23 protein-coding genes are annotated in these 23,532 nt (G+C 45.3%); 12 read left to right on the top strand and 11 right to left on the bottom strand.

Features of this window, described 5'->3' with window-relative positions; genetic code table 11:
* Nucleotides 1–90: 90 nt before the first annotated feature.
* The 7 genes from trhO to AACQ42_RS01540 form a co-directional block, all read right to left on the bottom strand.
* Nucleotides 91–1,074: an oxygen-dependent tRNA uridine(34) hydroxylase TrhO gene (trhO, locus tag AACQ42_RS01570; RefSeq protein WP_047691801.1), complete on the bottom strand. Its 984-nt coding sequence runs from the start codon at nt 1,072–1,074 to the stop codon at nt 91–93.
* A 90-nt stretch (nt 1,075–1,164) separates the two neighbouring features.
* Nucleotides 1,165–1,947, bottom strand: a complete 783-nt coding sequence (locus tag AACQ42_RS01565; protein WP_094165007.1) for a heme ABC transporter ATP-binding protein — start codon at nt 1,945–1,947, stop codon at nt 1,165–1,167.
* Nucleotides 1,944–2,888: a FecCD family ABC transporter permease gene (locus AACQ42_RS01560; protein WP_232471681.1), complete on the bottom strand. Its 945-nt coding sequence runs from the start codon at nt 2,886–2,888 to the stop codon at nt 1,944–1,946. Before AACQ42_RS01560 ends, AACQ42_RS01565 begins: the two co-directional genes overlap by 4 nt.
* 100 nt (nt 2,889–2,988) lie before the next feature.
* The gene (locus AACQ42_RS01555; RefSeq protein ID WP_094164116.1) at nt 2,989–3,837 is read right to left on the bottom strand and encodes a heme/hemin ABC transporter substrate-binding protein; all 849 of its coding nucleotides are present in this window, start codon (nt 3,835–3,837) and stop codon (nt 2,989–2,991) included.
* A gap of 51 nt (nt 3,838–3,888) precedes the next feature.
* Nucleotides 3,889–4,299, bottom strand: coding sequence for an ExbD/TolR family protein (locus AACQ42_RS01550; protein ID WP_013856733.1), 411 nt, complete (start codon nt 4,297–4,299; stop codon nt 3,889–3,891).
* Nucleotides 4,292–5,002 (bottom strand): MotA/TolQ/ExbB proton channel family protein, encoded by a 711-nt coding sequence (locus tag AACQ42_RS01545; protein WP_094165005.1) that lies wholly within the window; start codon nt 5,000–5,002, stop codon nt 4,292–4,294. The genes AACQ42_RS01550 and AACQ42_RS01545 overlap by 8 nt, the downstream gene beginning before the upstream one ends.
* Nucleotides 5,002–5,712, bottom strand: a complete 711-nt coding sequence (locus AACQ42_RS01540) for an energy transducer TonB (RefSeq protein WP_026028299.1) — start codon at nt 5,710–5,712, stop codon at nt 5,002–5,004. Before AACQ42_RS01540 ends, AACQ42_RS01545 begins: the two co-directional genes overlap by 1 nt.
* A 301-nt stretch (nt 5,713–6,013) precedes the next feature.
* On the opposite strand from AACQ42_RS01540, the gene hutX reads away from it, so the two are divergent.
* Nucleotides 6,014–6,523, top strand: coding sequence for a heme utilization cystosolic carrier protein HutX (gene hutX / locus AACQ42_RS01535; RefSeq protein ID WP_088732522.1), 510 nt, complete (start codon nt 6,014–6,016; stop codon nt 6,521–6,523).
* 54 nt (nt 6,524–6,577) lie between these two features.
* Nucleotides 6,578–7,108, top strand: coding sequence for a heme utilization protein HutZ (hutZ, locus tag AACQ42_RS01530; RefSeq protein WP_017044790.1), 531 nt, complete (start codon nt 6,578–6,580; stop codon nt 7,106–7,108).
* A 124-nt stretch (nt 7,109–7,232) separates the two neighbouring features.
* Here hutZ and AACQ42_RS01525 read toward each other — a convergent pair whose 3' ends face one another.
* Both AACQ42_RS01525 and AACQ42_RS01520 read right to left on the bottom strand, forming a co-directional pair.
* Nucleotides 7,233–9,383 carry a TonB-dependent hemoglobin/transferrin/lactoferrin family receptor gene (locus AACQ42_RS01525; RefSeq protein ID WP_094165003.1) on the bottom strand — a complete coding sequence of 717 codons (2,151 nt, stop codon included), beginning with the start codon at nt 9,381–9,383 and terminating at the stop codon, nt 7,233–7,235.
* Between the two features lie 212 nt (nt 9,384–9,595).
* Nucleotides 9,596–10,492 carry an ROK family protein gene (locus AACQ42_RS01520; RefSeq protein WP_017050566.1) on the bottom strand — a complete coding sequence of 299 codons (897 nt, stop codon included), beginning with the start codon at nt 10,490–10,492 and terminating at the stop codon, nt 9,596–9,598.
* A 223-nt stretch (nt 10,493–10,715) separates the two neighbouring features.
* Between AACQ42_RS01520 and AACQ42_RS01515 the strand changes: the two genes are divergently transcribed.
* The 8 genes from AACQ42_RS01515 (at nt 10,716) to AACQ42_RS01480 (ending at nt 19,579) form a co-directional block, all read left to right on the top strand.
* Complete coding sequence (locus tag AACQ42_RS01515; RefSeq protein WP_013856740.1) at nt 10,716–11,363, top strand: GTP cyclohydrolase II; 648 nt, start codon at nt 10,716–10,718, stop codon at nt 11,361–11,363.
* A 166-nt stretch (nt 11,364–11,529) separates the two neighbouring features.
* The gene (locus AACQ42_RS01510) at nt 11,530–12,792 is read left to right on the top strand and encodes an imelysin family protein (protein WP_094165001.1); all 1,263 of its coding nucleotides are present in this window, start codon (nt 11,530–11,532) and stop codon (nt 12,790–12,792) included.
* A 78-nt stretch (nt 12,793–12,870) separates the two neighbouring features.
* Entirely contained in the window at nt 12,871–14,253 is a 1,383-nt protein-coding gene (locus tag AACQ42_RS01505) for a di-heme oxidoreductase family protein (RefSeq protein WP_088732517.1), read from the top strand.
* Nucleotides 14,254–14,262: 9 nt separating this feature from the next.
* Nucleotides 14,263–15,300 (top strand): imelysin family protein, encoded by a 1,038-nt coding sequence (locus tag AACQ42_RS01500; RefSeq protein ID WP_088732516.1) that lies wholly within the window; start codon nt 14,263–14,265, stop codon nt 15,298–15,300.
* Nucleotides 15,290–16,387 carry a DUF1513 domain-containing protein gene (locus AACQ42_RS01495; RefSeq protein WP_176429640.1) on the top strand — a complete coding sequence of 366 codons (1,098 nt, stop codon included), beginning with the start codon at nt 15,290–15,292 and terminating at the stop codon, nt 16,385–16,387. The genes AACQ42_RS01500 and AACQ42_RS01495 overlap by 11 nt, the downstream gene beginning before the upstream one ends.
* A 143-nt stretch (nt 16,388–16,530) precedes the next feature.
* Nucleotides 16,531–18,084: a L,D-transpeptidase family protein gene (locus tag AACQ42_RS01490; RefSeq protein ID WP_094164997.1), complete on the top strand. Its 1,554-nt coding sequence runs from the start codon at nt 16,531–16,533 to the stop codon at nt 18,082–18,084.
* Nucleotides 18,085–18,304: 220 nt separating this feature from the next.
* Nucleotides 18,305–18,847 (top strand): YcbK family protein, encoded by a 543-nt coding sequence (locus AACQ42_RS01485; protein ID WP_017044782.1) that lies wholly within the window; start codon nt 18,305–18,307, stop codon nt 18,845–18,847.
* A gap of 75 nt (nt 18,848–18,922) precedes the next feature.
* Nucleotides 18,923–19,579 carry an MBL fold metallo-hydrolase gene (locus tag AACQ42_RS01480; protein WP_013856747.1) on the top strand — a complete coding sequence of 219 codons (657 nt, stop codon included), beginning with the start codon at nt 18,923–18,925 and terminating at the stop codon, nt 19,577–19,579.
* A gap of 47 nt (nt 19,580–19,626) precedes the next feature.
* Here the strand turns inward: AACQ42_RS01480 and AACQ42_RS01475 are convergent, their stop codons facing one another.
* The gene (locus tag AACQ42_RS01475) at nt 19,627–20,292 is read right to left on the bottom strand and encodes a DUF2982 domain-containing protein (RefSeq protein ID WP_094164995.1); all 666 of its coding nucleotides are present in this window, start codon (nt 20,290–20,292) and stop codon (nt 19,627–19,629) included.
* Between the two features lie 199 nt (nt 20,293–20,491).
* Here AACQ42_RS01475 and AACQ42_RS01470 point away from each other — a divergent pair, with 199 nt between their 5' ends.
* Nucleotides 20,492–20,881, top strand: coding sequence for a hypothetical protein (locus tag AACQ42_RS01470; protein WP_026027541.1), 390 nt, complete (start codon nt 20,492–20,494; stop codon nt 20,879–20,881).
* Nucleotides 20,882–20,959: 78 nt separating this feature from the next.
* Here the strand turns inward: AACQ42_RS01470 and AACQ42_RS01465 are convergent, their stop codons facing one another.
* On the bottom strand, nt 20,960–21,436 hold the full coding sequence (locus AACQ42_RS01465) for a MarR family winged helix-turn-helix transcriptional regulator (protein ID WP_010320725.1): 477 nt from the start codon (nt 21,434–21,436) through the stop codon (nt 20,960–20,962).
* A gap of 393 nt (nt 21,437–21,829) precedes the next feature.
* Between AACQ42_RS01465 and AACQ42_RS01460 the strand changes: the two genes are divergently transcribed.
* Nucleotides 21,830–23,407: a BCCT family transporter gene (locus AACQ42_RS01460; protein ID WP_094164993.1), complete on the top strand. Its 1,578-nt coding sequence runs from the start codon at nt 21,830–21,832 to the stop codon at nt 23,405–23,407.
* The last annotated feature ends 125 nt before the right edge of the window (nt 23,408–23,532 follow it).

The raw sequence follows: 23,532 nt of genomic DNA, 5'->3' as shown, positions 1-23,532 counted from the left end.
TTTTTAAAAAAAAGGCCGCAGTTTTAACGCTGCGGCCTTTTTCTATTCCAATAGGATTTGAATCCTTTGAAGTAAGCATTGGGGTAAATATTAGCGCTTCGAGCCGCGCTGCTCAGCTTTGCGTGCTAATTTTTGCGCACGCTTTTGCTCGATCAGTGATGCGGTATCACCGCCAATGTGTGCTTCTCCACGCTGTTTTGCGAGCTGAACTTGTTTTTCTCGCTCACGGAAACGGGCCAGTTGTTCCGCAGAGTGAGTACCGAAGCAGGATGGGCAACTGACGCCTTGCTCGTAGACTTCGCTCTGTTTGTCTTCATAGGTAATCGGCAAACGGCAAGCGTTACATACATCGTAGTGACTCTCTTTTAAAGCGTGCCCTACAGCCACTCTGCCATCAAACACATAGCAGTCACCTTGCCATAAGCTCTCTTCTTGCGGCACTTCTTCTAAGTATTTCAAAATGCCACCTTCGAGATGGTACACCTCATCGAACCCTTGCTCTTTTAAATAAGCCGTGGACTTTTCACAGCGAATCCCGCCAGTACAAAACATCGCGACTTTTTTGTGTTTCTCTGGTGCGAGGTTCTTCTTCACATAATCAGGAAACTCACGAAAGGTTTCAGTGTGTGGGTTAAGCGCATTTTTGAAGGTGCCGATTTGGATTTCATAATCATTACGGGTATCGACAACCAGCACATCAGGGTCTGAAATTAGCGCATTCCAGTTTTCTGGTTTCACGTAAGTGCCCACAACGTGACGAGGGTCAATACCTTCAACGCCCATAGTGACAATCTCTTTTTTTAGCTTCACTTTGGTACGGTTAAATGGCTGCTCTGAGGCTTGTGATTCTTTGTAAACCGTGCCTTTCAAGTTCGGTTCTGCATCAAGCCAAGCTAGTAGCACATCTATCCCTTTGCGTGTTGATGCCACAGTGCCGTTAATTCCTTCACTGGCTAATAATAGCGTGCCACGAATTTGGTTTTCCTCCATTAGTTCAAGAAGCGGTGCTTGCAGCTCTTGGTAGTGATTGAGTTCAACAAACTTATAGAGTGCACAGACGACGTACTGACTCATGGGGTACCTTTTAAAAAACGATATAAAGAATTGGGGCGCATTATAGCGAAGGGACGCGCCCACAAATACGGACAATTATTAAGGACAATATTAGATGGGGTAGACCATTGGGAAATCCATGGTTGGATGTGCGGCGACAAGCGACGAGTAGCCATACACCTGCTCAATTCTTTCTGCATTGAGCGCTTCCCAAGGTGGCGCATCACAAACCAGTTTGCCATTGTGCAGCATCACCATGCGATCTGCATATTGAGCCGCAAGGTTGAGATCGTGCAGCACGACTACAACAGCGCACTGCTCTTGGCGTGCTAATGAACGTGCAATGCGCAGTGTATTGTGCTGGTGAGCCAGATCTAACGCTGACGTTGGTTCATCCAGCATCAGGATTTTTTTGTCACCGGAGTGGTGAAGTTGAGTTAATACCCGCGCCAGATGTAAACGTTGTTTTTCACCACCCGATAAAGCCGGGTAGAGATTGTTCGCTCTATCGCTGATATCGGTTTGTTGCATGTAGTGTAGCGCCACTTCACTGACTTGTTGGTGGCATAAATTTAATGGCAGTGCGCCTAATTCCACCACTTCTTGAGCGATAAAAGGAAAGCTCAACGTACTTTGCTGCGGAAGAATAGCCAAGTGCTTTGCTAACTCATTCGGTTGCCACAGTGCTTGCGGAACACCGAAGTAAGCCATTTTGCCTGTTGATGAGATTTCACCGCTGAGTATTTTCAGCAAGGTACTTTTTCCAGCACCATTGGGGCCAAGTAACGCTGTGACTTGACCTGAAAAAATCTCAATATCAATCTTATCCAAAATGGTTCGATGGCCAAATTTAACCGATATATTACTGGCTTGGATCGCTGCCGTTGTACTCAAAATACTTTGCCTTTTTGTTGAAACAGAAGATAAAGGAAGAAAGGTGCACCCACCAGCGCAGTCACAATCCCGACAGGCAGCTCCGCAGGTGCCACTGCTATACGGGCAAACATATCGGCGACAGTGAGTAAGAGTGCACCAAGTAAAGCCGAAATGGGGATCAAACTACGGTGATCGGGGCCAACCAGCATCCGGCCTAGATGAGGGATGACCAAACCGATAAAACCAATCATACCCACCGCGCTGACGGTCACTCCAACGCCGAGTGCGCTGAGTAAAATCATTGAACGTTTAAGCCGTTGCACAGAAATGCCTAGATGACGCGCTTCAGACTCGCCAAGTAATAGTGCGTTGAGCGCCATCGCTTGACGGGAGAAACAGACGAGCAGCAGCAGTAAGGTCACAGCGCACAAGAGAATATTTTGCCAGTTTGCACCCGCCAGTGATCCCATTGACCACAATGAGAGATCGCGTAGCATTTGATCGTCTGCAACATAATTCAAATAGCCAATACCCGCCCCCGATAGCGCGCTGATGGCGACGCCTGCGAGTAGCATGATGGTGACGGAAGTACCAAATTTACTGGTGCCTAATCGATAAACCAACAAGGTAGTCAATGCACCGCCTAAAAAGGCAAAAATAGGTACCACCGCAGCGCTCATCCACGGGTTGGAAAACAGCGCTAAATTGGCGAATAGCACAATCGCAAGTGCGGCTCCGAGGGCTGAACCTGCCGAAACACCGATAATGCCAGGCTCAGCTAATGGATTACGAAACAAGCCTTGCATCACCGTTCCGCACAGCGCCAAAATTGCGCCGACCAACAAGCAGAGCAGGGTACGCGGAAAGCGTATTTCGTGGATGACTAAATTGATGTGCGCGGCAATGTCATTGGAGTGCAGCACGAGACTTTTTATGCTGTCACTGAAGCTGATATTCATTGGACCAACGGTGACAGAATAAAGGCTCACTAAGATTACCAAAACTAACAGCGTTGCATTCACCACATTTTTTGAGAGATGACGTAACAAAATAAGCTCCTTAAGGATAGAGCAATGCGTTTAGACGTTGCGCTTCAGCCAAGCTTTTAAGGCCTAACCCGCCGACGAGAGCGTGGCCATCGATGGTGATGATCTGCTTATTTATCCCAGCCGGAGTTGCTACTAACGTCGGTATGGATTGCAAAATGGCGTCTGCTCCTCCGAGTTTTTCATAACTGCGGCCACTGACTAAAATCACGTCTGGTTGCATCTCAATTATCGCTTCCATCGACAGTGGTTTATAAGACGTCACTTGTTCAGCGGCTGGGTTAACCGCGCCAGCCAACTCAATAATGCTGTTTGGCGTGGTGTCACTGCCCGCCACGTTAGCTGCTCTTCCTTCGTGGATAAGAAGAAATAGCACCTTTTTCGGAGTCTTGTGGGTAGATTGATGGTGGATTAACGCCGCTATTGTGCTTTGAACTTGCTGTTTGAGCGCTTTAGCTTGAGGCTTTGCATCAGCGAGCGTCGCGATTTGGTCAATGCGTGCCAACAACCCCTGTGGTGTGGATTCATCATTCACCACCTCGACGTTAACGCCAGCGCCTTTAAGCTGTTGCAATGTGCTTTCTGGCCCCATTTCACTAGAACCAATCAATTGTGTTGGTGCTAAGGCTAATAATCCTTCTGCGGATAATTGGCGATGATAACCGATTTTTGGGAGAGCAAGATCGTTTGGAATTTCACTGGTGACATCGACCGCAACAAGTTTATTTTGTGCGCCTAACGCAACGAGGATTTCGGTCACCGCGCTGCCCGCACTGATAATCCGTTCTTGCGCGCAGAGCCAAGGTGATAAGATGAAGAGCGTTATGGCAACAAGCCAATGAGAAAGAGATTTGTGTGTCATCGTGTTGTACTCATGAAAATCATACGGTTTTTAAAAGCGTGTATGAATAGGCTATTGGGGATGGTCGGTTAATAACTGAGTGGCAGCGATGCCATTGTCTTGCAAGAACGCCAGCAATTTAACCAACTGCTGCACTTCGGCGGTTTTGTCTGCGCCAATCACGATGGGGCGATCACTCGCTTTGCTTTGTTCTAACAACGCCAATGTGAAGTTATTCCAATCGATATACTGTTTGCCATCGATAGCCCAGTAAGGTTCGTGCGCCAGAAGATTCACTGTGATTGACTGCTTGTTCACTTCACTCACGGTGGGTGAGTCGGTTGTTGGCAGTGAAACGTCTAATGACTCAAATTTAACCGCGGCTGTAAGCAGTAAAAACACCATGACAATAAAAATGATATCCAACAATGGCGTTAAATCTGGCATTAATGCGGATGAGTGAGAGTGCGGCGTTTTAATCATGAGGCATTACCACATCATTATCAGAGACGTCTTCATACTTAGCTACACGCTCTTGTTTGGTGGTGCAATCATGCTGTAAAGAAACACCTTCGAGCCATAAGTTGACATAATTGAGTGTGTGCTCAAGTTTTGCCATCACTCTGTCAGCCCATACGCCAAGCAATTGAGCGCCGGTAATTGCGGGAAGCGCGATCAGCAAACCTGCAGCCGTGGTTCGCATCGCAATGCCTAGGCCATCCGCAAGGTCGTTTGGCGTAATATTGCCAGAAGAGAGCGCCACCCCCTTGAACATTTCAATTAAACCTAACACAGTGCCAAGTAAGCCTAGCAGTGGGCTGATCACACCAATCAAAGATAAAATACGCAGTCCGGAATGCAGTTGATGACGCTTTTCTTGCAACCAAATGCCCGCCGCATCTTCACGTAATCCTTTGGAGAAATCGTGATGAGCAAGCAGCATGGCAACCCCTTTATAAAGCAATGGGCGCTTGCTGGAAAATTCACTGGCTAACGCCTCAATTTGCGCTGTATTGGTCGGTGATATTTGGTTGAGCGCACTACCGATCGCACCTTTTCCAACACCAAGGCTAAGCAGTACTTGGAAAAGCCGTTCAGTAATGATCATGGTCGCAAGTGCTGAGCAGACAAAAAGAGGCCGGGCCATCAGGCCAAGTTGTTGTTCTAGTTGAGTAAGTAGTTCCATTATCCTTCCAATTTAAAACGTACTGGGATTTGCACTCGGTGGGCTATTTTTTCACCGTTCACCACTTGAGGAGAGAATTTCCATTGTTTGATGGCATTAAGAGCCGATTCATCCAGCAGCGCCGCGCCCGACGAAGAGAGCAGCACCTGTTTGATTTGGCGGCCGTTTTCGTCTAACCACACCTCATACATAGCGACCCCTTCAATTCCTCGTTTTTGTGCAAGCCTTGGATAAACAGGAGGGGCTGGGCGAGTAACAAAAGACGGCGCATCGACTAATTTCGGTTGATTAGTTGCGCCGCTGCTGCTTGGGGCGGCGGCGGTTTTCGGTGTCGATTCAGCGCTATTTTCATTCTCTACAGAGGATGTCACAGCTTCCTTTACAGGAGTTTGCACTTGTGCTGATTTTGTCGGTATTTTAGGAGCCGGTTTGTCTTTTACCGGTTTTGACAGGCTCTTTTTCTGCACCACTTTTTGCGGCTCTTTTTTTGCTGGTTTGGGTTTGTTGGCTCTCTTTTCTGGAGGTGGGGTTTTTGTTGCTTGCTCTTGTACTACCTGAGCTTGAGGTTGAGCCACAAAGTTAATCGACACTGAGGTGGATTGATTTCCCGCAGGCATGGCAAACACTTTTGATTCGTCATCAACAAACAAGATCGCCGCGTGAATCGCGAGAGATAGACTGCCAGCGACAAGATATCTAGTGAAATTCACGTGGTACTCCATATAGCAACAAAGCGTTCTGATGAAGGGATTATTACTCAACATCAAAATAAGATCAATTATCAATTGCATTATCATTTGCATCAAATTATGATTTTACGAATTTAAAAGCTGGGTTAGAAATGCCTTGTTAGCACAGGGTTTTCGATCAACCACAATCAATCATAAACAACCTGAATTAATTCACCCTTGCCATAATTTTACTTACTAGATCGGGTTTTTAGTGGCGATTAATGTGATGTACTGAGCCAGCGTAAGGCGATTTAAAGCGAAGAACGAACTGGAAATGAATATGGATTTACTTGAACAGAAAGTGGCCTCTTTATTAGAGCAACAACCGACCTTATTGCCGGCAGCGATGGCGCAAGAGTTGAATGTGACTGAATTTGAAGTGGTGCAGGCATTGCCTAAAGAGATGGTTGCGATTGTTGATGGAGCTCAAGCTCAATCGCTGTTGGAATCATTAGCGGATTGGGGAATGGTCACAACGATTGTCCACTCTTTTGGCTCTATATTTGAAGTGAAAGCACCTTTTCCAAAAGGGAAGTTGGCTCGTGGCTATTATAACTTGATGGGTAAAGAGGGTGAGTTACACGGCCACTTAAAGTTGGAATCCATCCAACACGTTGCTTTAGTCAGCAAGCCTTTTATGGGACGTGAAAGTCATTACTTTGGTTTCTTTAGTGAGCAAGGCGATAACATTTTTAAAATTTATCTAGGCCGAGATGAAAAGCGCGAACTGATTGCAGAGCAAGTCGCACGTTTTAAAGCACTACAACAAGACGTTCATTCCAACCAATAATATTGATATAACGATAAGCCCTGAACGCAATGCGAAAGGGTCGAGGAGAAAGTCATGGATCAGCAGATCAAACAAGAGCGATTACAAGGACGATTGGAACCTGAAATCCAAGAGTTTCGTCAAGAACGCCGTACATTGCAATTGGCTACAGTGGACGCGGAAGGCCGTCCGAATGTGAGTTACGCGCCATTTGTACAAAACCAAGAAGGTTACTTTGTGCTGATTTCGCACATCGCTCGTCATGCGCGTAACTTGGAGGTGAACCCGCACGTCTCCTTGATGATGATTGCAGACGAAGGCTCATCAAAACAGATTTTTGCGCGTCAACGGCTGACGTTTGACGCCGTTGCGAGTGTCGTACCACGTGAAACGGCATTATGGCAGCAAGTCATTGGTCAAATGCAAGCTCGTTTTGGCGAGATCATTGACGGCTTAAGCCAGCTGCAAGACTTTGCTTTATTCCAGTTGAAAGTAGAAAAAGGTCTTTATGTGAAAGGCTTTGGCCAGGCGTATCAAGTGTCTGGTGATGACATGGTTGATTTTGTGCACCTTGATGAAGGGCATAAGAAAATTTCCAACGCGTAATCTTAATCGCTCAAGATACATTGGACATTGTAAGAAAAGGCTAGTTATCTAGCCTTTTTTATTGAGGAGTTCATGGAACAACAAAGCCAGCATAACGCTGGCTTTGTGAATAATGGTTTAATCGCTAAAACTCATATTTAGCGGTAATAGCATAGTTACGCTCAGCTTGAGAGTAGTCGTTATCTAAGTTTGTTTTACCGCGGATATCATTCCAACGGTAGTACTCTTTGTCGGTTAAGTTAAATATGCCCGCAGTAATAGTGACATCTTGCATTGGTTTAAAGTAAGCGGTGATATCGACAATGGTCGCACTCGGCAGTTCAACTTGGTTTTCTGTACCGCTATTAAGTTGGTCACGGTTGATATTACCGGCTGACTTCGCAGCAGTATAATTCAACTTCAGGCTAGTACCCCAAGTGGTACTTTCATCATCATAATTTAGTGCTGCGACAACATTCCATGGGTTTACGCTGTTCAATGGACGTCCGTTACCATCTTCACCTTTGCTATAACTTGCCGCTAGGCGTGTTGACATACCATTCGGCGCTCCAATTAATTGATCCAATTTTAATTGATTTGATAATTCAATCCCTTTGATCGTCGCTTCACTTAAGTTGACATAGGAGTAGTGGGTTATTCCGTTCACTTTATTAGTTGTAACTCGTTCAATGAAATCATCATAGTCGCTATAAAATGCAGAAATTTCAGTTGCCGAGACGTTTGTATTGTGACGATAACCCAATTCATAGGCCAAGCTTGTTTCTGACTTAAGGTATGGGTTTGGATCGTTCACATAACGGTGAGCAATGTTGTCATACGTGTAGTACAGCTCAGTAAAGTTAGGGGCACGGAAGCCTTGGCTGACTTGAGCAAATACTGAATGTTGATTATTGATACGGTACAGTGCGCCAAGACGGCTGGTGAGTGCTGAATCGTCAAATTTAACGAGAGGTTCTGTGGTGCTACCACCGGGATCGGTGCTAAATGAATCATAACGAAGGCCTGGTGTGACAATCAAATCACCGCTCAAAAGGGTGATCTCATCTTGAACAAAGAGGCCGATTTTTTGGTCTGTAGCATCCGGTGTATAAACCAAAACTTGATTTGGCGTTGCAGGATCCGAGTTGAGTTCTGTATTGGTATTTGAAATATCGCTACTGGCAAAACTTAAACCATAAATAAAGTTATGTTCGGTTTGACCTAAGGTAACTAACTTATCCAGTTGCGTTTCTAATTCAATTTTATCTTCATTATAGAAGTAATCTTTGGTTTGTTGGTTGTCCGCATTGGCTGGAGTGTAAGGAGGCCTTCCTGACGATGCTGGCTGAAAACGGTGCGTTAAACCGTTATCTTCTTTGCTTTGCCAAGATGCTCGGCTAGTGATGGTGTCTGCGATGGCAGAGTCAGCTAGCCAAATGTGTTTGATGCCAAGGCGATACTGTTTCGTTGTATCTTGACCATGATAGTTTTTGTAACTGGAATGAGCGATATCAGAATCTGTTTTGTTATGCAGTGCTTCACCAAAGAACTCCAAACGGTGAGCATCGCTCAGTTGATATTGGAGCTTAAGTAGCAAGTCATTTTTTGCACTATCTTGACTCTCTATCGAATAATCTTCTTTACGATCTGCAAAATTTTGTTGCTCTTGTCCATCACGGCGAGTATAGGCGACCAAGGTCTCTAAATTGCCACTTCTATTTGCAATGGCAATATGTTCACTGAAAGATTTATCTTCTGAAGAGTAGGAAAGCTTTGCTTGTCCGCCTGTGGTTGCGTCTCCTTTTAGGAAATCACGAGGATCTTTGGTGTCAAAAGCGACGACACCACCAATGGCATCACTGCCGTGAAGGCTTGACGCCGCACCTTTGATGACTTCAACACTCTTTACCATATCGGGATCGATACTGATAGCGCTCGAATTGACAAAAGAGTAAGGACCTCCGTCGAATGCTTGTCCTTGTGTGACTCCATCAACCATGATTTTGATTCGATTACCTTCTACGCCGCGAATATTGATGGTCTGTACACCTTGGCGAGATGAGCTATTGGTTGAAACTCCAGGGGTATATTCAAGGATAGCTGCGACATCTTTTGCCATATTGGCTTCAATGTCTTTGCTCGAAATGACAGCAACAGAAGCGGCGGTATTTTCGATGGTTTGAGAAGTTCGCGTTGCCGAAACAACAACCTCATCGAATCGAGAAACTTCTTCTGCGAGAGCAGCAGGGGAAAGCGCTAGCAATATGGAGGCTGATAGTAGTGTTTTAGTGTACATCTGAGTTATTACCTTATTCATCAATAACAGATTCAAGCTGTGCGCAATGATATTAGATCTAAATGGTAATTACTATCATTTGTGTTTGTGTGCTGGGGTGAAATATAAATAGAATTAGGAGTATATGTTTTAAATATCAGTCATTTGATATGTAAAACACTTGCTTTACTTAATTTTTCGATGACTAAAGTTGTGACTTTAATCACTTTCTTCTAGTTCAAACCTAGCCAAGCTGCACCACGGATGCCGCTGCTGTCACCATATTTCGCTTGGGTAAACACAATCTGTGCACTATCAGAAAAAACATAGTTCGCTGTTGCCCGAGGCAGATCAACATACAGCGATGCTACGTTTGATAATCCTCCACCAAGCACTATCACATCAGGATCCAACACATTGACGATGCAAGCAAAGCTGCGCGCCATTTGATCAATCAATTGTTGATAAAGCTTTGTTGCTTGTGGGTCTTGCTGCTGGTAGCGAGTGATAATTTCGGCTGCATTCCACTCTTGTTGACCAATCAACTGAGCACTCTTTGTTAAGCCAGAACCGGAGATAAAGAGTTCAATGCAGTTATCGCGTCCGCAATAACAGTGGCGATTAGGCCCATCACGTTCATTGGTAAAACTTGGCAGCGGATTGTGCCCCCACTCACCGCATACGGCGTTCGCACCGACCAATACCTGCTTGTTGATTACAATACCGCCGCCGCAACCTGTGCCCAAAATCGCGCCAAAGACTACGTTACCATCTTTGGCGGCACCATCGACCGCTTCAGACAGCGCAAAGCAATTGGCATCATTGGCAATAACAACATTGCGTTGCAGGCGAGCGCACAGATCAGCTTTTAAATCTCGACCATTTAAAAAAGTGCAATTGGCATTTTTGATAAGCCCTGTCGCTGGGCTGATGGCTCCGGGAAGTCCAATCCCGATTTGGCAGTGAGTTTGCGTTTCGCTTTCGGCCATTGCAACCAGTTGACATAAGGTGCTTAGAAAAAGCTCGTACTCATGTGGGGTAGGGGTTCGGTGTTTAAATAGGGTGTTTCCTGATTTATCCAGTACGCAAATTTCAATTTTGGTGCCGCCAATGTCGAAACCTATCAGCATGATTTTTCCTTATTTTGGATGTTGAGTGTGAGTCCTGACTATGGAATATAGTCTAATAATCAACGTGTTTTGTCTTTGAACCGAACAAGATAACGTGAAGTGGTGAGATTTTTTCTTTTGATTGCTGAGAAATGTTATATTATAACATTTCTCAGCAAGTGATCTTTTTATTGAAAAGGGGAGTATCTATCCCCATAGTTAGGTCATCAATGGGTCAATTCGAATGCAAATCAATTCAGCATTGCAACAAGCAATTATTCAAGTGAGTGTAGATATGGCGGAAGTACGAGCCAGAGTGGATTTCAAAGTCGGTCTAAAAAGCAATATTGACGCCGAAATACTCTCTTTTAGAGGACTGAAAACAGACAAAGAACATGTTGCGGTCATTTTTAAATCCGCTGATGTTACTCAGGAAACTCCTTTAGTCCGTATGCATTCAGAGTGTTTAACGGGCGATGTTTTTCACTCATCACGCTGTGATTGTGGTGAACAATTAGAAGAAACCATTAATAAAATGGGCGAAGTTGGCGGCATTATCCTCTATTTGCGTCAAGAAGGTCGAGGCATTGGTCTGTACAACAAAATTGATGCCTATCGCTTACAAAGTGCGGGGATGAATACCTATGAAGCCAACAATCATCTTGGCTTTGGTGACGACTTGCGTGATTTCACTGAAGCGGCGCAGATGTTGAAAGCGTTAAATGTAACCAAGATTCGTTTAGTCACTAATAACCCTAAAAAAAGTCGTGAGCTGAAGGAGCATGGTATTGAAATTGTAGAGGTCGTGAATACCGCGGCACATATTAAGTCGGGTAATGAAAATTACCTCAAGGCCAAAGTTTCCCATGGCAAACACAACTTAAAACTATAAGTCAGACTTATAGATGACAGCCAAAAACCTCATTTCGGTGAGGTTTTTGGCGTTTTTACCTTGCAAAAAAATGGATAATTTGTATTATCGGCGACTAAAAGTGCAAATGATAATAATTAGCACTACCATAAGATAACGCTCAAATCGCCTCAACAAGGATGCTCCCATGAAAGTTAACACGCTTCTTATTCAGTCAATTGCTGCCTCACTTGCCATCGCAAGTAGTGCGTCATTTGCCGTTACCGTCACTAAGGAGCAGGTGGTCGAACATTATGCCAATATTGCCCATGCCGTGTTTGCAGATTCGCTGACGACCGCTCAATCATTAAAAAAATCAATTGATCAGTTCTTGATGACTCCCTCGGCGGCTAAATTGGAAGAGGTGAAACAAGCGTGGTTAGCATCGCGAGTGCCTTACCAGCAGTCCGAAGTCTTCCGTTTTGGCAATGCCGTTGTTGACGATTGGGAAGGGCAACTCAATGCTTGGCCTCTTGATGAAGGGCTGATTGACTACGTCGCTACTGATTACCAATATGAACTGGGCAATGAAGGCGCCAGCGCTAACATCATTGCCAACCAAACGTTGAAAATTGGCGCGACAACGATTGATGTCTCGACTATCACACCAGAGCTGATTGCCAGCTTAAACGAAATTGGTGGCTCTGAAGCTAACGTCGCTTCAGGTTATCATGCCATTGAGTTCCTACTGTGGGGCCAAGATTTAAATGGCACCAATGCGGGAGCTGGTGCTCGTGCTTACACGGATTTTGTCGTGGGTAGCGAATGTACTAATAACCATTGTGATCGCCGTGCTCAATACTTAAAAGCGGCTGCTCAACTGCTCGTGCAAGATTTAGCATGGATGGAAAAACAGTGGTCTGCGGATGAAAAAGCCAATTACCGTCATGAATTACTTGCTGAATCAGCAGACAATGGTTTGCGTAAGATGCTATTTGGTATGGGCTCTTTATCACTGGGCGAATTAGCGGGCGAGCGTATGAAAGTGGCGCTAGAAGCAAACTCGACTGAAGATGAGCACGATTGTTTCTCGGATAATACCCATAACTCTCATTACTATAATGAACAAGGTATTTACAACCTTTATACGGGTTCGTACCAGCGTCAAGACGGAAAGGTACTAACAGGCCCAAGCCTGAATGATTTAGTGGCACAAAAGGATGCACAAGCAGCCAAAGAGATTCAAAAGCAGTTTGACAGTGCGCGCGCTGAAGTCGGCAAATTAGTCACGTCGGCTGAAAAAGATAATCAGCATTTCGATCAATTGATCGCGGCTAACAATCCTCAAGGCAACGCGATAGTCAATGGAGCCATTATGGCTTTAGTGGCTCAAACCGCTTCGATAGAACGTACCGCTTCAGTGATTGGGATTGATAACCTTAATCCAGATACTGCAGACCACGAATTCTAATAATAAGATGAAAGATCCAAGGGCTCAGATGAGCCCTTTTCCACGTTTACACTGAATAAAGATGTTGAGAAAAGCCCAATGAGATCGTTTTTTACCGTCGCGCTCCTAACCTTGCTTGCCAACCCCGTTTATGCCGATGAGGTGAAATCGGGTGGCAAAACCAGTACAACCAAAGCTGGGCCGAATGCTTACTCGCTTCCTGCGGCCAATTTGCCCATGAGTAAACGGCTCGATTTTAGCGTGGGAAACAGTTTCTTTCGTAACCCTTGGGTGCCAGCGCCATCATCCACTGATGCAAGAGATGGTTTAGGGCCGCTTTTTAACACCAATGGTTGCCAAAATTGTCACATCAAAGATGGTCGCGGCCATCCGCCAGAAAAAAATGACACACATGCCGTTTCGATGTTGGTTCGCCTGAGTATTCCAGCGGTGACGGATGAACAAAAAGCGATCTACGCCAAAGAAGGGGGGATCCCCGAACCCATCTATGGTGGACAGTTACAAGATTTCGCTTTGCCCGATCAAAAAGCAGAAGGACAAATCCACATCACTTATCAAGAGATTGCGGTTGCTTTTACGGATGGCCACCAAGTGATGTTACGTAAACCCAATTTAAAAATTGCTGAACTTGGTTATGGCGATATGCATCCTGATACCCAGTTTTCGGCGCGTGTCGCCCCGCCAATGATTGGCCTTGGCCTACTTGAAAGCATTGCTGATGCCAGCTTATTAGCAATGGCAGACCCTGAAGATAGTGATGGCGATGGTATCTCTGGCAAAGTGAACCGTGTTTGGGATGTAGAAAAAAAAGATTTTGCCATCGGGCGTTTTGGTTGGAAAGCCGGGCAGCCTAGTTTAATGCAACAGAATGCCGCGGCGTTTAACGGCGATTTAGGATTGACCAGCCGTTTATTCCCAAAAGAAAACTGCACCGAGAAGCAAACACTCTGTCAAACCTTACCTAACGGCGGCGACCCTGAGGTCAGTGACAACATTCTTGATTTTGTCGAATTCTATTCTCAGCATTTAGCCGTTCCAGTGCGTCGCAATGTCGACGATCCACAAGTGAAGCTGGGTCAATCATTGTTCAAACAAGTTGGCTGTGAGAGTTGCCACCGCACTGACCTTAAAACGGTAAAAAGAACGGATCGCCCAGCCTTGTCAGAGCAAGAAATCCATCCTTACAGTGATTTACTACTGCATGATATGGGCGAAGGGTTAGCCGATAATCGTCCAGAAGCCTTAGCTAATGGACAAGAGTGGCGTACCCCGCCTTTGTGGGGGATCGGCTATACGCAAGAGGTGAGCGGCCATACTTATTTTTTACATGATGGCCGAGCGCGTAATCTCATGGAAGCGGTACTTTGGCATGGTGGTGAAGCGCAAAGTGCCAAAGAGAAAGTACGTCAATTCAATGCCAGCGAACGCAACGCGTTGATCGCTTTTCTTAATTCTTTATAGGGTGCGAGCATGAAATTTCCTCTGCTATTTTCGATAGCGGTTACCAGTGTACTTTCGGCTTGCCAACCGACGCCGAAATCAGCGCTTGAGCCGCAAAAAAACAATCATGTTAGCCAAGGTGTTTATGAGGTTGAATTTGCTGCGGCGCAGCGTTTTGCTCAACAATCGCACCAGCTTGCTCAATTATTTGATCAGCAATGCCAGCCGGGCGATGTTGCATTGCCCTTGCTGAAAGAACAGTGGCAGCAAACTATTGGGGCGTGGATGTTTTTACAAGGGCAAGAGAGAGGGCCAGCTAAAGCACTCGAGCAAAGTTGGAACGTACAATTTTGGCCAGATAAAAAAGACACCACCGGGCGAAAAATGAGCCTGTTAGCGAGCAGTGGCAAGCACTGGAGTGAGGAGCAGATTGCAAACCAGAGTGTCACAGTGCAGGGGATTGGCGCATTGGAATGGTTACTCTATGACCCTCAATCGCCGCTTCTGAAAAACCAGCAATTAGAAACGGGCTGTATGATTGGACAAGCGATCAGCGCGAATTTGGCGACGAAATCTCATTTGATTGCTGAGCAATGGCAACAGAATCCATGGTTGATGCTGGATCTGAGCGCTTGGCAAGCCGAATACATTGCGTTGCTCTCCAACCAGCTTGATTACAGCATGAAAAAACTGAGCCGCCCCTTAGCCAATATCGGCCAGCCACGCCCTTATTTTTCAGAATCGTGGCGCGCCAAAGTCTCTTTGAATAACCTGCAAAAGAATGTGCAAGCGATGCAAGCACTCTATTTAGCAAAAGACGGTTTAGATCAGATGTTGCGGGAAAGAGATCAAGTCGCCATGGCCGAACGCGTAAAAGCACATTTATCCTTGATGTTGGAAACGTGGCCGCAAACAGCCAGCTTATTTGATTTATTGCAAACAAAAGCAGGCTACCGTGAGGTGCTTGCGCTCTATAACAAGTTCGAACAACTCAATTATTTACTGCATGACGAAGTCGCGGTAGAGCTAGGCGTAGTGATAGGATTTAATGCAACCGATGGTGACTGATCTAACAAGGCGTACGCTACTGAAAGCGGCGTTATTGAGCGCATCAGCTCCCCTGCTGCCGCTGGGGTGCGCCACTACGCGCCGTGGCCCACAACCCGCTTTGATTGGTTGCGCTATTCATAAAGGCTCGCAGTTTCGCGCCGTTGTAGCCGGCGCCCAAGGCCAAGCGATTCACCAATTACCTTTGCCTGCAAGGGGACACGGTGTTGCTATTCATCCCACCTTGACGCATGCGGTCGCTTTTGCCCGTCGTCCCGGTGAGTTTTTGATGGTGTTTAACTATCAAAATGGAGAACTCATCAAATTGCAACTGGCGCAACCCACGCGACATTTTTATGGGCACGGCGTTTACTCAAATGATGGTGCGTGGCTTTATGCAACCGAAGGCGAGAAAGCGACAAGTCGCGGCATTATTGGTGTATATGATGTGCAGCACAGTTACCAAAAAGTGGCTGAGTTCAGTGGGTTTGGTATTGGCCCTCACGAAGTCATTGTGATGCCAGATGGCAGGCTCGCGATTGGGGTGGGTGGGGTGCATACCTTAGGCCGAGAGCCACTCAACGTAGAGAGCATGATGCCAAGCTTGACCTACCTTTCTCATCAAGGAGAAGTGCTTGAGCAAAGGATATTGAACGACCACCATTTGAGCATCCGCCATCTTGCTCATGATGGTGCAGATACTGTGCTGTGCGGCCAACAATACCGAGGTCAGCCGGAAGAGTATCCACCTTTGGTAGCGCTACATCACCAAGGTGGCGAACTCATTCCGCTCTTGGCAGAGCCTGAACAATGGGCAAGATTCAACCATTACATTGCCAGTATTGCGGCGACCGACCAATGGATTTTAGCGACTTCTCCACGTGGTAACTGTTACGGTATTTGGTCAAAAGAGACACTGCAACTGGTTGAGTTGGCCTCTTTGCCGGATGCTTCTGGCGTGGTAGTGCAAGATCAGCAGTTCCAAGTCAGTTCAGGAGCTGGCTTGGTCGTTAATTCACCCTATCCTCAACCTGAAATACGCACGCGTAGTAATGTCCAATGGGACAATCACTGGTCTGCCATTGATTACTCTCGCCAAAAAAGCTGAGTAAGCGAACTAAATTTGTTTAATGATAATTCTCATTGCATGAGAGTTTATGAATATATTGTTGATATCGACAACAACGTTTAGCAGATAGCCGTTTCTTTTGCCATACTGAAACGTGAATCAGCGTTGTTGGATAGATCGGAATGAGTAAAAGCATCCTATTTGCTTTATTATTGATTTTTAGTAGCTTTTCTCTTTACTCTGCCGAGAAAGTACAGCCTTTTGCTGTCTCGCAAGAGAATGCCTCGTTGCAATCTTTTATCCAATATCCGCATTTAGTCGAACGAATTTACCAAGAGAATGAGAATCGGCGCATTTGGCAAGATAAGCAGATTGTTCGTCAATTTGAACATCAATTGGAAGTGATTCGCCGAGCGGGGTTTAGCCCTTTATTTTCACGCCAGTTAGCGCAAATGAAAGCATATCGGAATCAGCAAGCGTTCAACGAATACGATCTGCTGGCGACCGATACTTTACTTTTGTATTTGAGTTACGCCGAGCAAGCTCCCAAAGTCGGTATGGCTTGGTTCTTTGAACGTAAGCTCAACTCTGCCATTGCTCCACCAAGCCAAGAAGCCTTGTTCGCCCTTCATGTTGCGGTAGAAGTTAACAGTATCGGCGATCTGCTCAATGGTTATGCGCCGAGCAATGCGGCTTATGATCAACTGCTACACGCCTATGATTTTTTGCTCAGTACTGAAAATGCAGCGCTCTCGTTGTACAGCCAAAAAGGGTTAAAAAAACCTGGCGATAAGCTCTCACAACGTAGTGTGCTTATTGCCCGCTTATCATTAGTTAATATCGATGTTAGCACAGTGCGTGACGACGTAACTTGGTATGACAACAGCTTGGTCAAACCTGTGAAAGAGTTTCAAGCGATGCACGGTTTAAAAGCTGACGGCATGATTGGCCCCGAGACCTTAAAGTGGTTAAATTTGTCTTTGCAGGCACGCCTGTCTATGTTGGCATTAAATGCAGAGCGAACTCGTTTGTGGCCAGAATCAAAAGAGACACAGATCGTAGTCAACGTTCCCAGTTTTGATATGCGCTACTGGTATTTAGGTAAAGAAGTCTTTCAGTCTAAAGTGGTGGTGGGCCGAGTTTCACGCAAAACGCCACTTATGAGCACCAAATTAGATTCTTTGATCCTAAACCCGACGTGGAATGTGCCATACAAAATCATGGTTGAAGATATTCTGCCGATGGTAAAAAAAGATCAAAACTATTTGCGTCAACACAACATTGATATTGTTTCGAGCTGGCGTTCGAACGATCAAATTGACCCAAGCAACATCAACTGGTCTGCGGTGAATCCGGCCTCTTTTCCCTACCGAATGCGTCAGCAAGCCGGGCAAGATAATGCATTAGGTCTGTATAAATTTAATACGCCCAATCGCAGAGCGATTTACCTACATGATACGCCGAGTAAATACCTATTCAATAATACGTCGCGAGCCTTTAGTTCGGGTTGCATTCGAGTACAAAATGCCGATAAGTTTGCTTCGATGATATTAGAAACCCAAGGTATTAATGGTGATAAATTAATGGGTAAAGAAGGGCCTGCGAATGGCACGATCCCATTAAAGCAGCGCATCCCCGTACACATCATCTACCAAACTGTTTGGTATGAAGGTGGGGAACTGCACTACCGAGATGATATCTATCGTTATGATGCATTCAGTACCAGTAATGGGTGAATGGATACCGATAAAACAGTGGTCACCTAAGTAAGCAGGGATGCGTCTCTCAATTTACCAAAAAATGACTTAATAAAGATCTCTTTTATGTTCAAAGAGTAACGATGCTGTGGCTCTCTCTTGAGCATTTCGAGCACAATTTATGCATTTGATCTTCACAATGGAGTCCGGTAGTGTCCGGGCTTGTTGAAAATAAATTCAGTTGTGAAGGTATCAAACCTTGTTAGTTTCTCGTCGTCACTTTATAAAATTGGCTGGTAGTGGTGTAGTTGTAGCGGCGTGTGCCCCCCAAATAGTATTGGCATCGTACCCTGAAACCTCTCGCATACTCGCGATGAATAATTTACATACCGGTGAAACACTTGAAACCTGTTATTTCAACGGTGTTCGTTATGTTCGATCTGAGCTTGATCGGCTCAACCATATTTGCCGTGATTTCCGCCGCAACGAAGTCCATCCAATGGACAAAAATCTATTTGACCAAATATCGAAAATTCAATCTCTACTTGGCACTCAAGCGGAAGTACAAATCATCTCTGGTTATCGATCTCCTGCCACCAATGAAATGTTGCGCACTCACTCCTCTGGGGTTGCTAAGAAAAGTTTCCATATGCTAGGCCAAGCAATTGATTTTCGGTTAGATGGTGTTCAGTTGAGTCAAGTACGCGAAGCGGCGATCGAATTGGGCGCTGGCGGTGTTGGTTATTATCCTAGCAGTGATTTTGTGCACATTGATACTGGGCCTGTACGTCATTGGTCATAAGGCTGTTCGTGACTTGTCAAATGAAAGTGTCAATGTCATAGTTCGGCCAATTGCGAATTCGAACAAGGTTTTAGTATGTCGTTAAAGTATCAAGTGGTGCCCGTGACTTCCTTCTCTCAAAACTGCTCTATCGTTTGGTGTGATGACACCATGGAAGGGATCGTGGTTGACCCTGGCGGTGATGTGAAACAGCTCGTGATGTTGATCAATGAACTCGGGGTAAAAGTGGTCAGTTTGGTTCTTACTCATGGTCATTTAGATCATGTCGGTGGAACCGAACCGCTGGCGCAGCAATTGGGCGGCGTCGATATTATTGGACCACATAAAGCGGACAACTTCTGGCTACAAGGCCTCGAAGGTCAAAGCAAAATGTTTGGTTTTCCACTGACGGAAGCCTTTGAACCTACCCAATGGCTTAATGACGGTGATGAAGTGAAGTTTGGCCTTCAAACTCTACAAGTATTGCACACGCCCGGCCACACGCCCGGTCACGTGGTGCTGTTTAGCCAGCAAGCGAAATTGGCGTTTGTTGGTGATGTATTGTTTAACGGTAGTATCGGCCGTACGGATTTCCCGCAAGGTGATTTCAATACCCTGATTCACTCGATCAAAACTAAGCTATGGCCACTTGGCAACGATGTGACGTTTGTGCCCGGCCATGGTCCGCAATCGACTTTTGGCCGTGAACGTGCCAATAACCCTTATGTCGCAGATGAAATGCCTCTGTATTGATCTTGATTAGGCTCAGAGTGTTCCTTCTGCGCCCATTAAATCATGTCTTAGTCTGGTTCGGCCGCCGCGAGGTAGCGCCGAATCAGCCCTACAAACGCCTCGGCGTCACGATCCAGATCGTGCGCTGAGATAAAAATATCATAATCAAAAAATTGCCGTTGATAGCGCATCCGATTGGCTAACATTGCCATAAGACCATGATAGTAATTACCGTTTGTCGCAGTGTAAGGTGCGTTGTCGAGTACCAAATCTTCAAATTGAGTCTCTTTGCGCTGTTGTTTTGCTCCTAAGTAGAGCAGCGCGCGCTGGCTGAGCAAGATCTCACTAGCGATTCTGGGACACACACTCTCAAGGTAAGGTGAATAATCCTTCAGTTTGATCCCAATCCAAGGCAAAGGTTGGTGCCAACCATGATATTCATAACTGCATACCCCAATGCGGCTAATATTGTTCCATTTTACGACCCAACCTCCTTTAAAGAGATGCTGCTGAAAATGGGTAGCGGTTAGGGTGTAGCTAACTTTTCCTTTCAAAATCAAAAGATAGAAGGTGATTAGAGTCACTGCCAGTGCACTTACTAACAGCAGCGCATGAATAATGTTGGATGAGAACATGACAATGCAAATTGAAGCGATGATACAAGTCGTATTGACCCATTTAACCACAGGTGATTGCAGAGAAAAGCGCGTATTAGACAAATGTTGGGTGTGCATAAACCAGTGAAACTCCTTCGAGCTACAGCATCGTTGTTGGCTGTTGCGACCTGTATAAATTGTAGTCAGTTACCGCATCAAAATGCGTTTTTGCCCCTCAATCTGTGCTATGCCCTACAAATCGAGGACGATTTTTGATATAAAACGCGCTTCAAATTTTCACCACTGCTTGAAACGCAGTGAAATGGAGAAATATTCGATGAGACTTGCTCATAAGCGTAAGGTGCAGGCAAAATTGCAAAAGCGTATTAAAGCGACTGTTGCAAACTTGATCGCCTCTCAATCAGCAAAGCCTGTAACAGCGCAATCGACCGTAGCAAAAACCGCTGCAACAAAAGTAGTTGTGGAGAAAGCTGCGGCGAACTCTAAAAAAGTGGATGTTGCGTTAACGCCAAAACAGCAACAGGTTTTAGATATCGTCGCTAACCACGCAGAAGGTATGAATCCTAAATCGATCGGCTTAAGTGCTGGTCAAGAAGATGCGAAAGCTGCCGCTTGGGCCACTGGCGCACTCAAGAAACTAGTAGAAGAAAATCTGGTAGTGAAAGAGCAGTTAGCAGGCAACAAAGTTATCTATAAAGCCATTTAATCTGCTGTTCGTTGTGAATGAATTAGCCTCGGTAGCCCCGAGGCTTTTTTACGATCAAATTTTAAAATGCAATCAAAGCTACTCTTCTTTGGTAATAGAGCCAATTTCGAGCATCGGTGCGACATCGATGTTTTCGGCATTCATCATAGAAGATAAACGTTGTACTGATGAGAGCAACAGGCTTTGCTCCCACTCTTGAAGCTGCCTAAATTGTTCGACAAAGCTTTCTTGCAATGGTTGCGGTGCCTTTTCTAGCAGCTTCTTACCTTCGTCTGTTAAATGGGCGTGCACTTTTCGTTTATCGGTATTGCTGCGAATTCGCTGTACGTATCCGTTGCGCTCTAATCTATCCAAAATGGTGGTGGCAGTGGCCTGGCTCATGTTCGTATGATCCGACAATGTGCGGATAGTCACCTCACCAAGGGTTTGAATTGAACGCATTAGAATAAGCTGGGGACCAGTAAGCCCAGCGTCTCTATTCAGTTTTTTAGAGTGCAGATCAATTGCGCGAATAATTTGTCGAATTGAGATCAAAACTTCTTCATGTTTTTCCAAACTCATTGTCCCAAAAAGAAAGTTATTAATAAGCGGGGACCATAGCGCAGTTCTTTTCACTTGAAAAGTAGCATTCGACCTCTTTTGTTTTGGTCTAAGATGATGAGTGTATAAGTTGAGATGTAAAATGATTAGTGCTCGAATGTTTTTGTTTTCGATTTTCACCCTAAATTGGTTGAAGTTTAACCATTAAAGCTTGTTTCTTGCCTTCTATGGCATTTTATGTTGCTTTTTAGTGGATTTTTTCTGTGATTTTGGTAGGGTATTCAGCATATTGAAAAAATAAATTGCTATGAGTACGAAGTTATTTTTGGTTTTTGTCTTAAAATTGTTTCGTTCTCATGGTTATTAATCTCAACTGAAAAATCATGTCTAGATTTCTAGAGAGGTAAAATGACAAAAGGTATTGATAAGTACAGTATCGACAGTACTGACTACACTGTCGGGCAAGATAACGTGCAAAAGTGGGGGTTTGATGTTCATAACCCAGTGTTTGGCTTTAGCGCCGGATTTATTGCGCTATTTTTAGTCGCCGCTTTAGTCGTTGATCCTGAGGTTGCGAAGAGCGTGCTTGATGGCGTTAAATGGAAAATTATTGGCACTTTTGACTGGCTGTTTATTTGGTCGGGTAATCTTTTTGTGCTGTTTTGCTTAGGCTTGATTGTTTCTCCCTTTGGTAAAATACGTTTAGGTGGCCAAGAGGCGACAGCAGACTACTCTTTTATTTCTTGGCTCTCTATGCTGTTTGCCGCAGGGATGGGTATTGGTCTCATGTTCTGGAGTGTCGCTGAACCTGTGGCGTATTTTACCGGTTGGTATGAGACGCCCTTAGGCGTTGCAGCCAACACACCCGAAGCGGCTAAACTAGCATTAGGTGCAACCATGTACCATTGGGGTTTACACCCTTGGGCCATTTACGGTGTGGTAGCGCTTTCCCTGGCGTTCTTTACTTACAACAAAGGGCTTCCGCTTTCTATTCGCTCTATTTTTTACCCGTTGCTTGGTGATCGCGCTTGGGGCTGGGCAGGGCACATCATTGATATTCTGGCTGTATTAGCAACATTGTTTGGCTTAGCAACGTCATTAGGGCTGGGGGCTCAACAAGCGGCTAGTGGTATTCATCATGTGTTTGGCATTGATGCCGGAATGGGCTTACAAATTGTCGTGATTACCGTCGTTACTTTATTAGCAGTGGTCTCCGTGGTGCGTGGTATTGATGGTGGTGTCAAAGTCATCAGTAACATCAATATGATCGTTGCGTTCTTGCTGTTGATTTTAGTTGCACTGATTGGCTATACCGTAACCTTTTCATCCATTCCAACCACATTAATGGCGTATATTGAAAATATCATCCCACTCAGTAACCCGCACGGTCGAACTGACGAGGCTTGGTTCCAAGGTTGGACAGTGTTCTATTGGGCTTGGTGGATTTCATGGTCACCATTTGTTGGAATGTTCATTGCGCGAGTATCAAAAGGTCGTACTATCCGCGAGTTTCTCACCGCCGTATTATTAGTACCTACTGCCGTTACGTTGATCTGGATGTCTGTATTTGGTGGTTTGGCGATTGATCAAGTCATCAACAATGTTGGTCAATTAGGCGCGAATGGTTTGACCGAAGTGCCACTGGCGATGTTCCAAATGTTTGATGCACTGCCTTATGGCACGTTACTTTCAGTGATTGCGGTTGTGTTAGTGTTGGTATTTTTTATCACATCATCAGATTCAGGGTCACTGGTCATTGATAGTATTACTGCTGGAGGCAAAGTGGATGCCCCTGTCTTACAGCGTATTTTCTGGGCGTTGATGGAAGGTGCTATTGCCGTAGCCTTGTTATGGATTGGTGGCACCAATGCTATTGAAGCGCTGCAAGCCGCCGCCATATCAACGGCGCTGCCATTTACTATCGTGCTGCTGCTGATGTGTATCAGCCTACTGTTGGGAATGCGAACCGAGCTCTTGAAACGTTAATTTCGACATTGATTTGAAAAGGCGACGAAAGTCGCCTTTTTTGATGTTTTTTTGACGATCGTCATTAGAGTGTTTTGCTAAAATACTAAGAAAAGCAAATGGTTATCTTGTGTCAGAATTCGACA

The organism is Vibrio sp. V12_P9A6T4, assembly GCF_963874835.1.
Classification (GTDB): Bacteria; Pseudomonadota; Gammaproteobacteria; order Enterobacterales; family Vibrionaceae; genus Vibrio; species Vibrio anguillarum.
The sequence above is the reverse complement of the archived record's forward strand: the minus strand, read 5'-3'. Positions and strand labels throughout refer to the sequence as shown.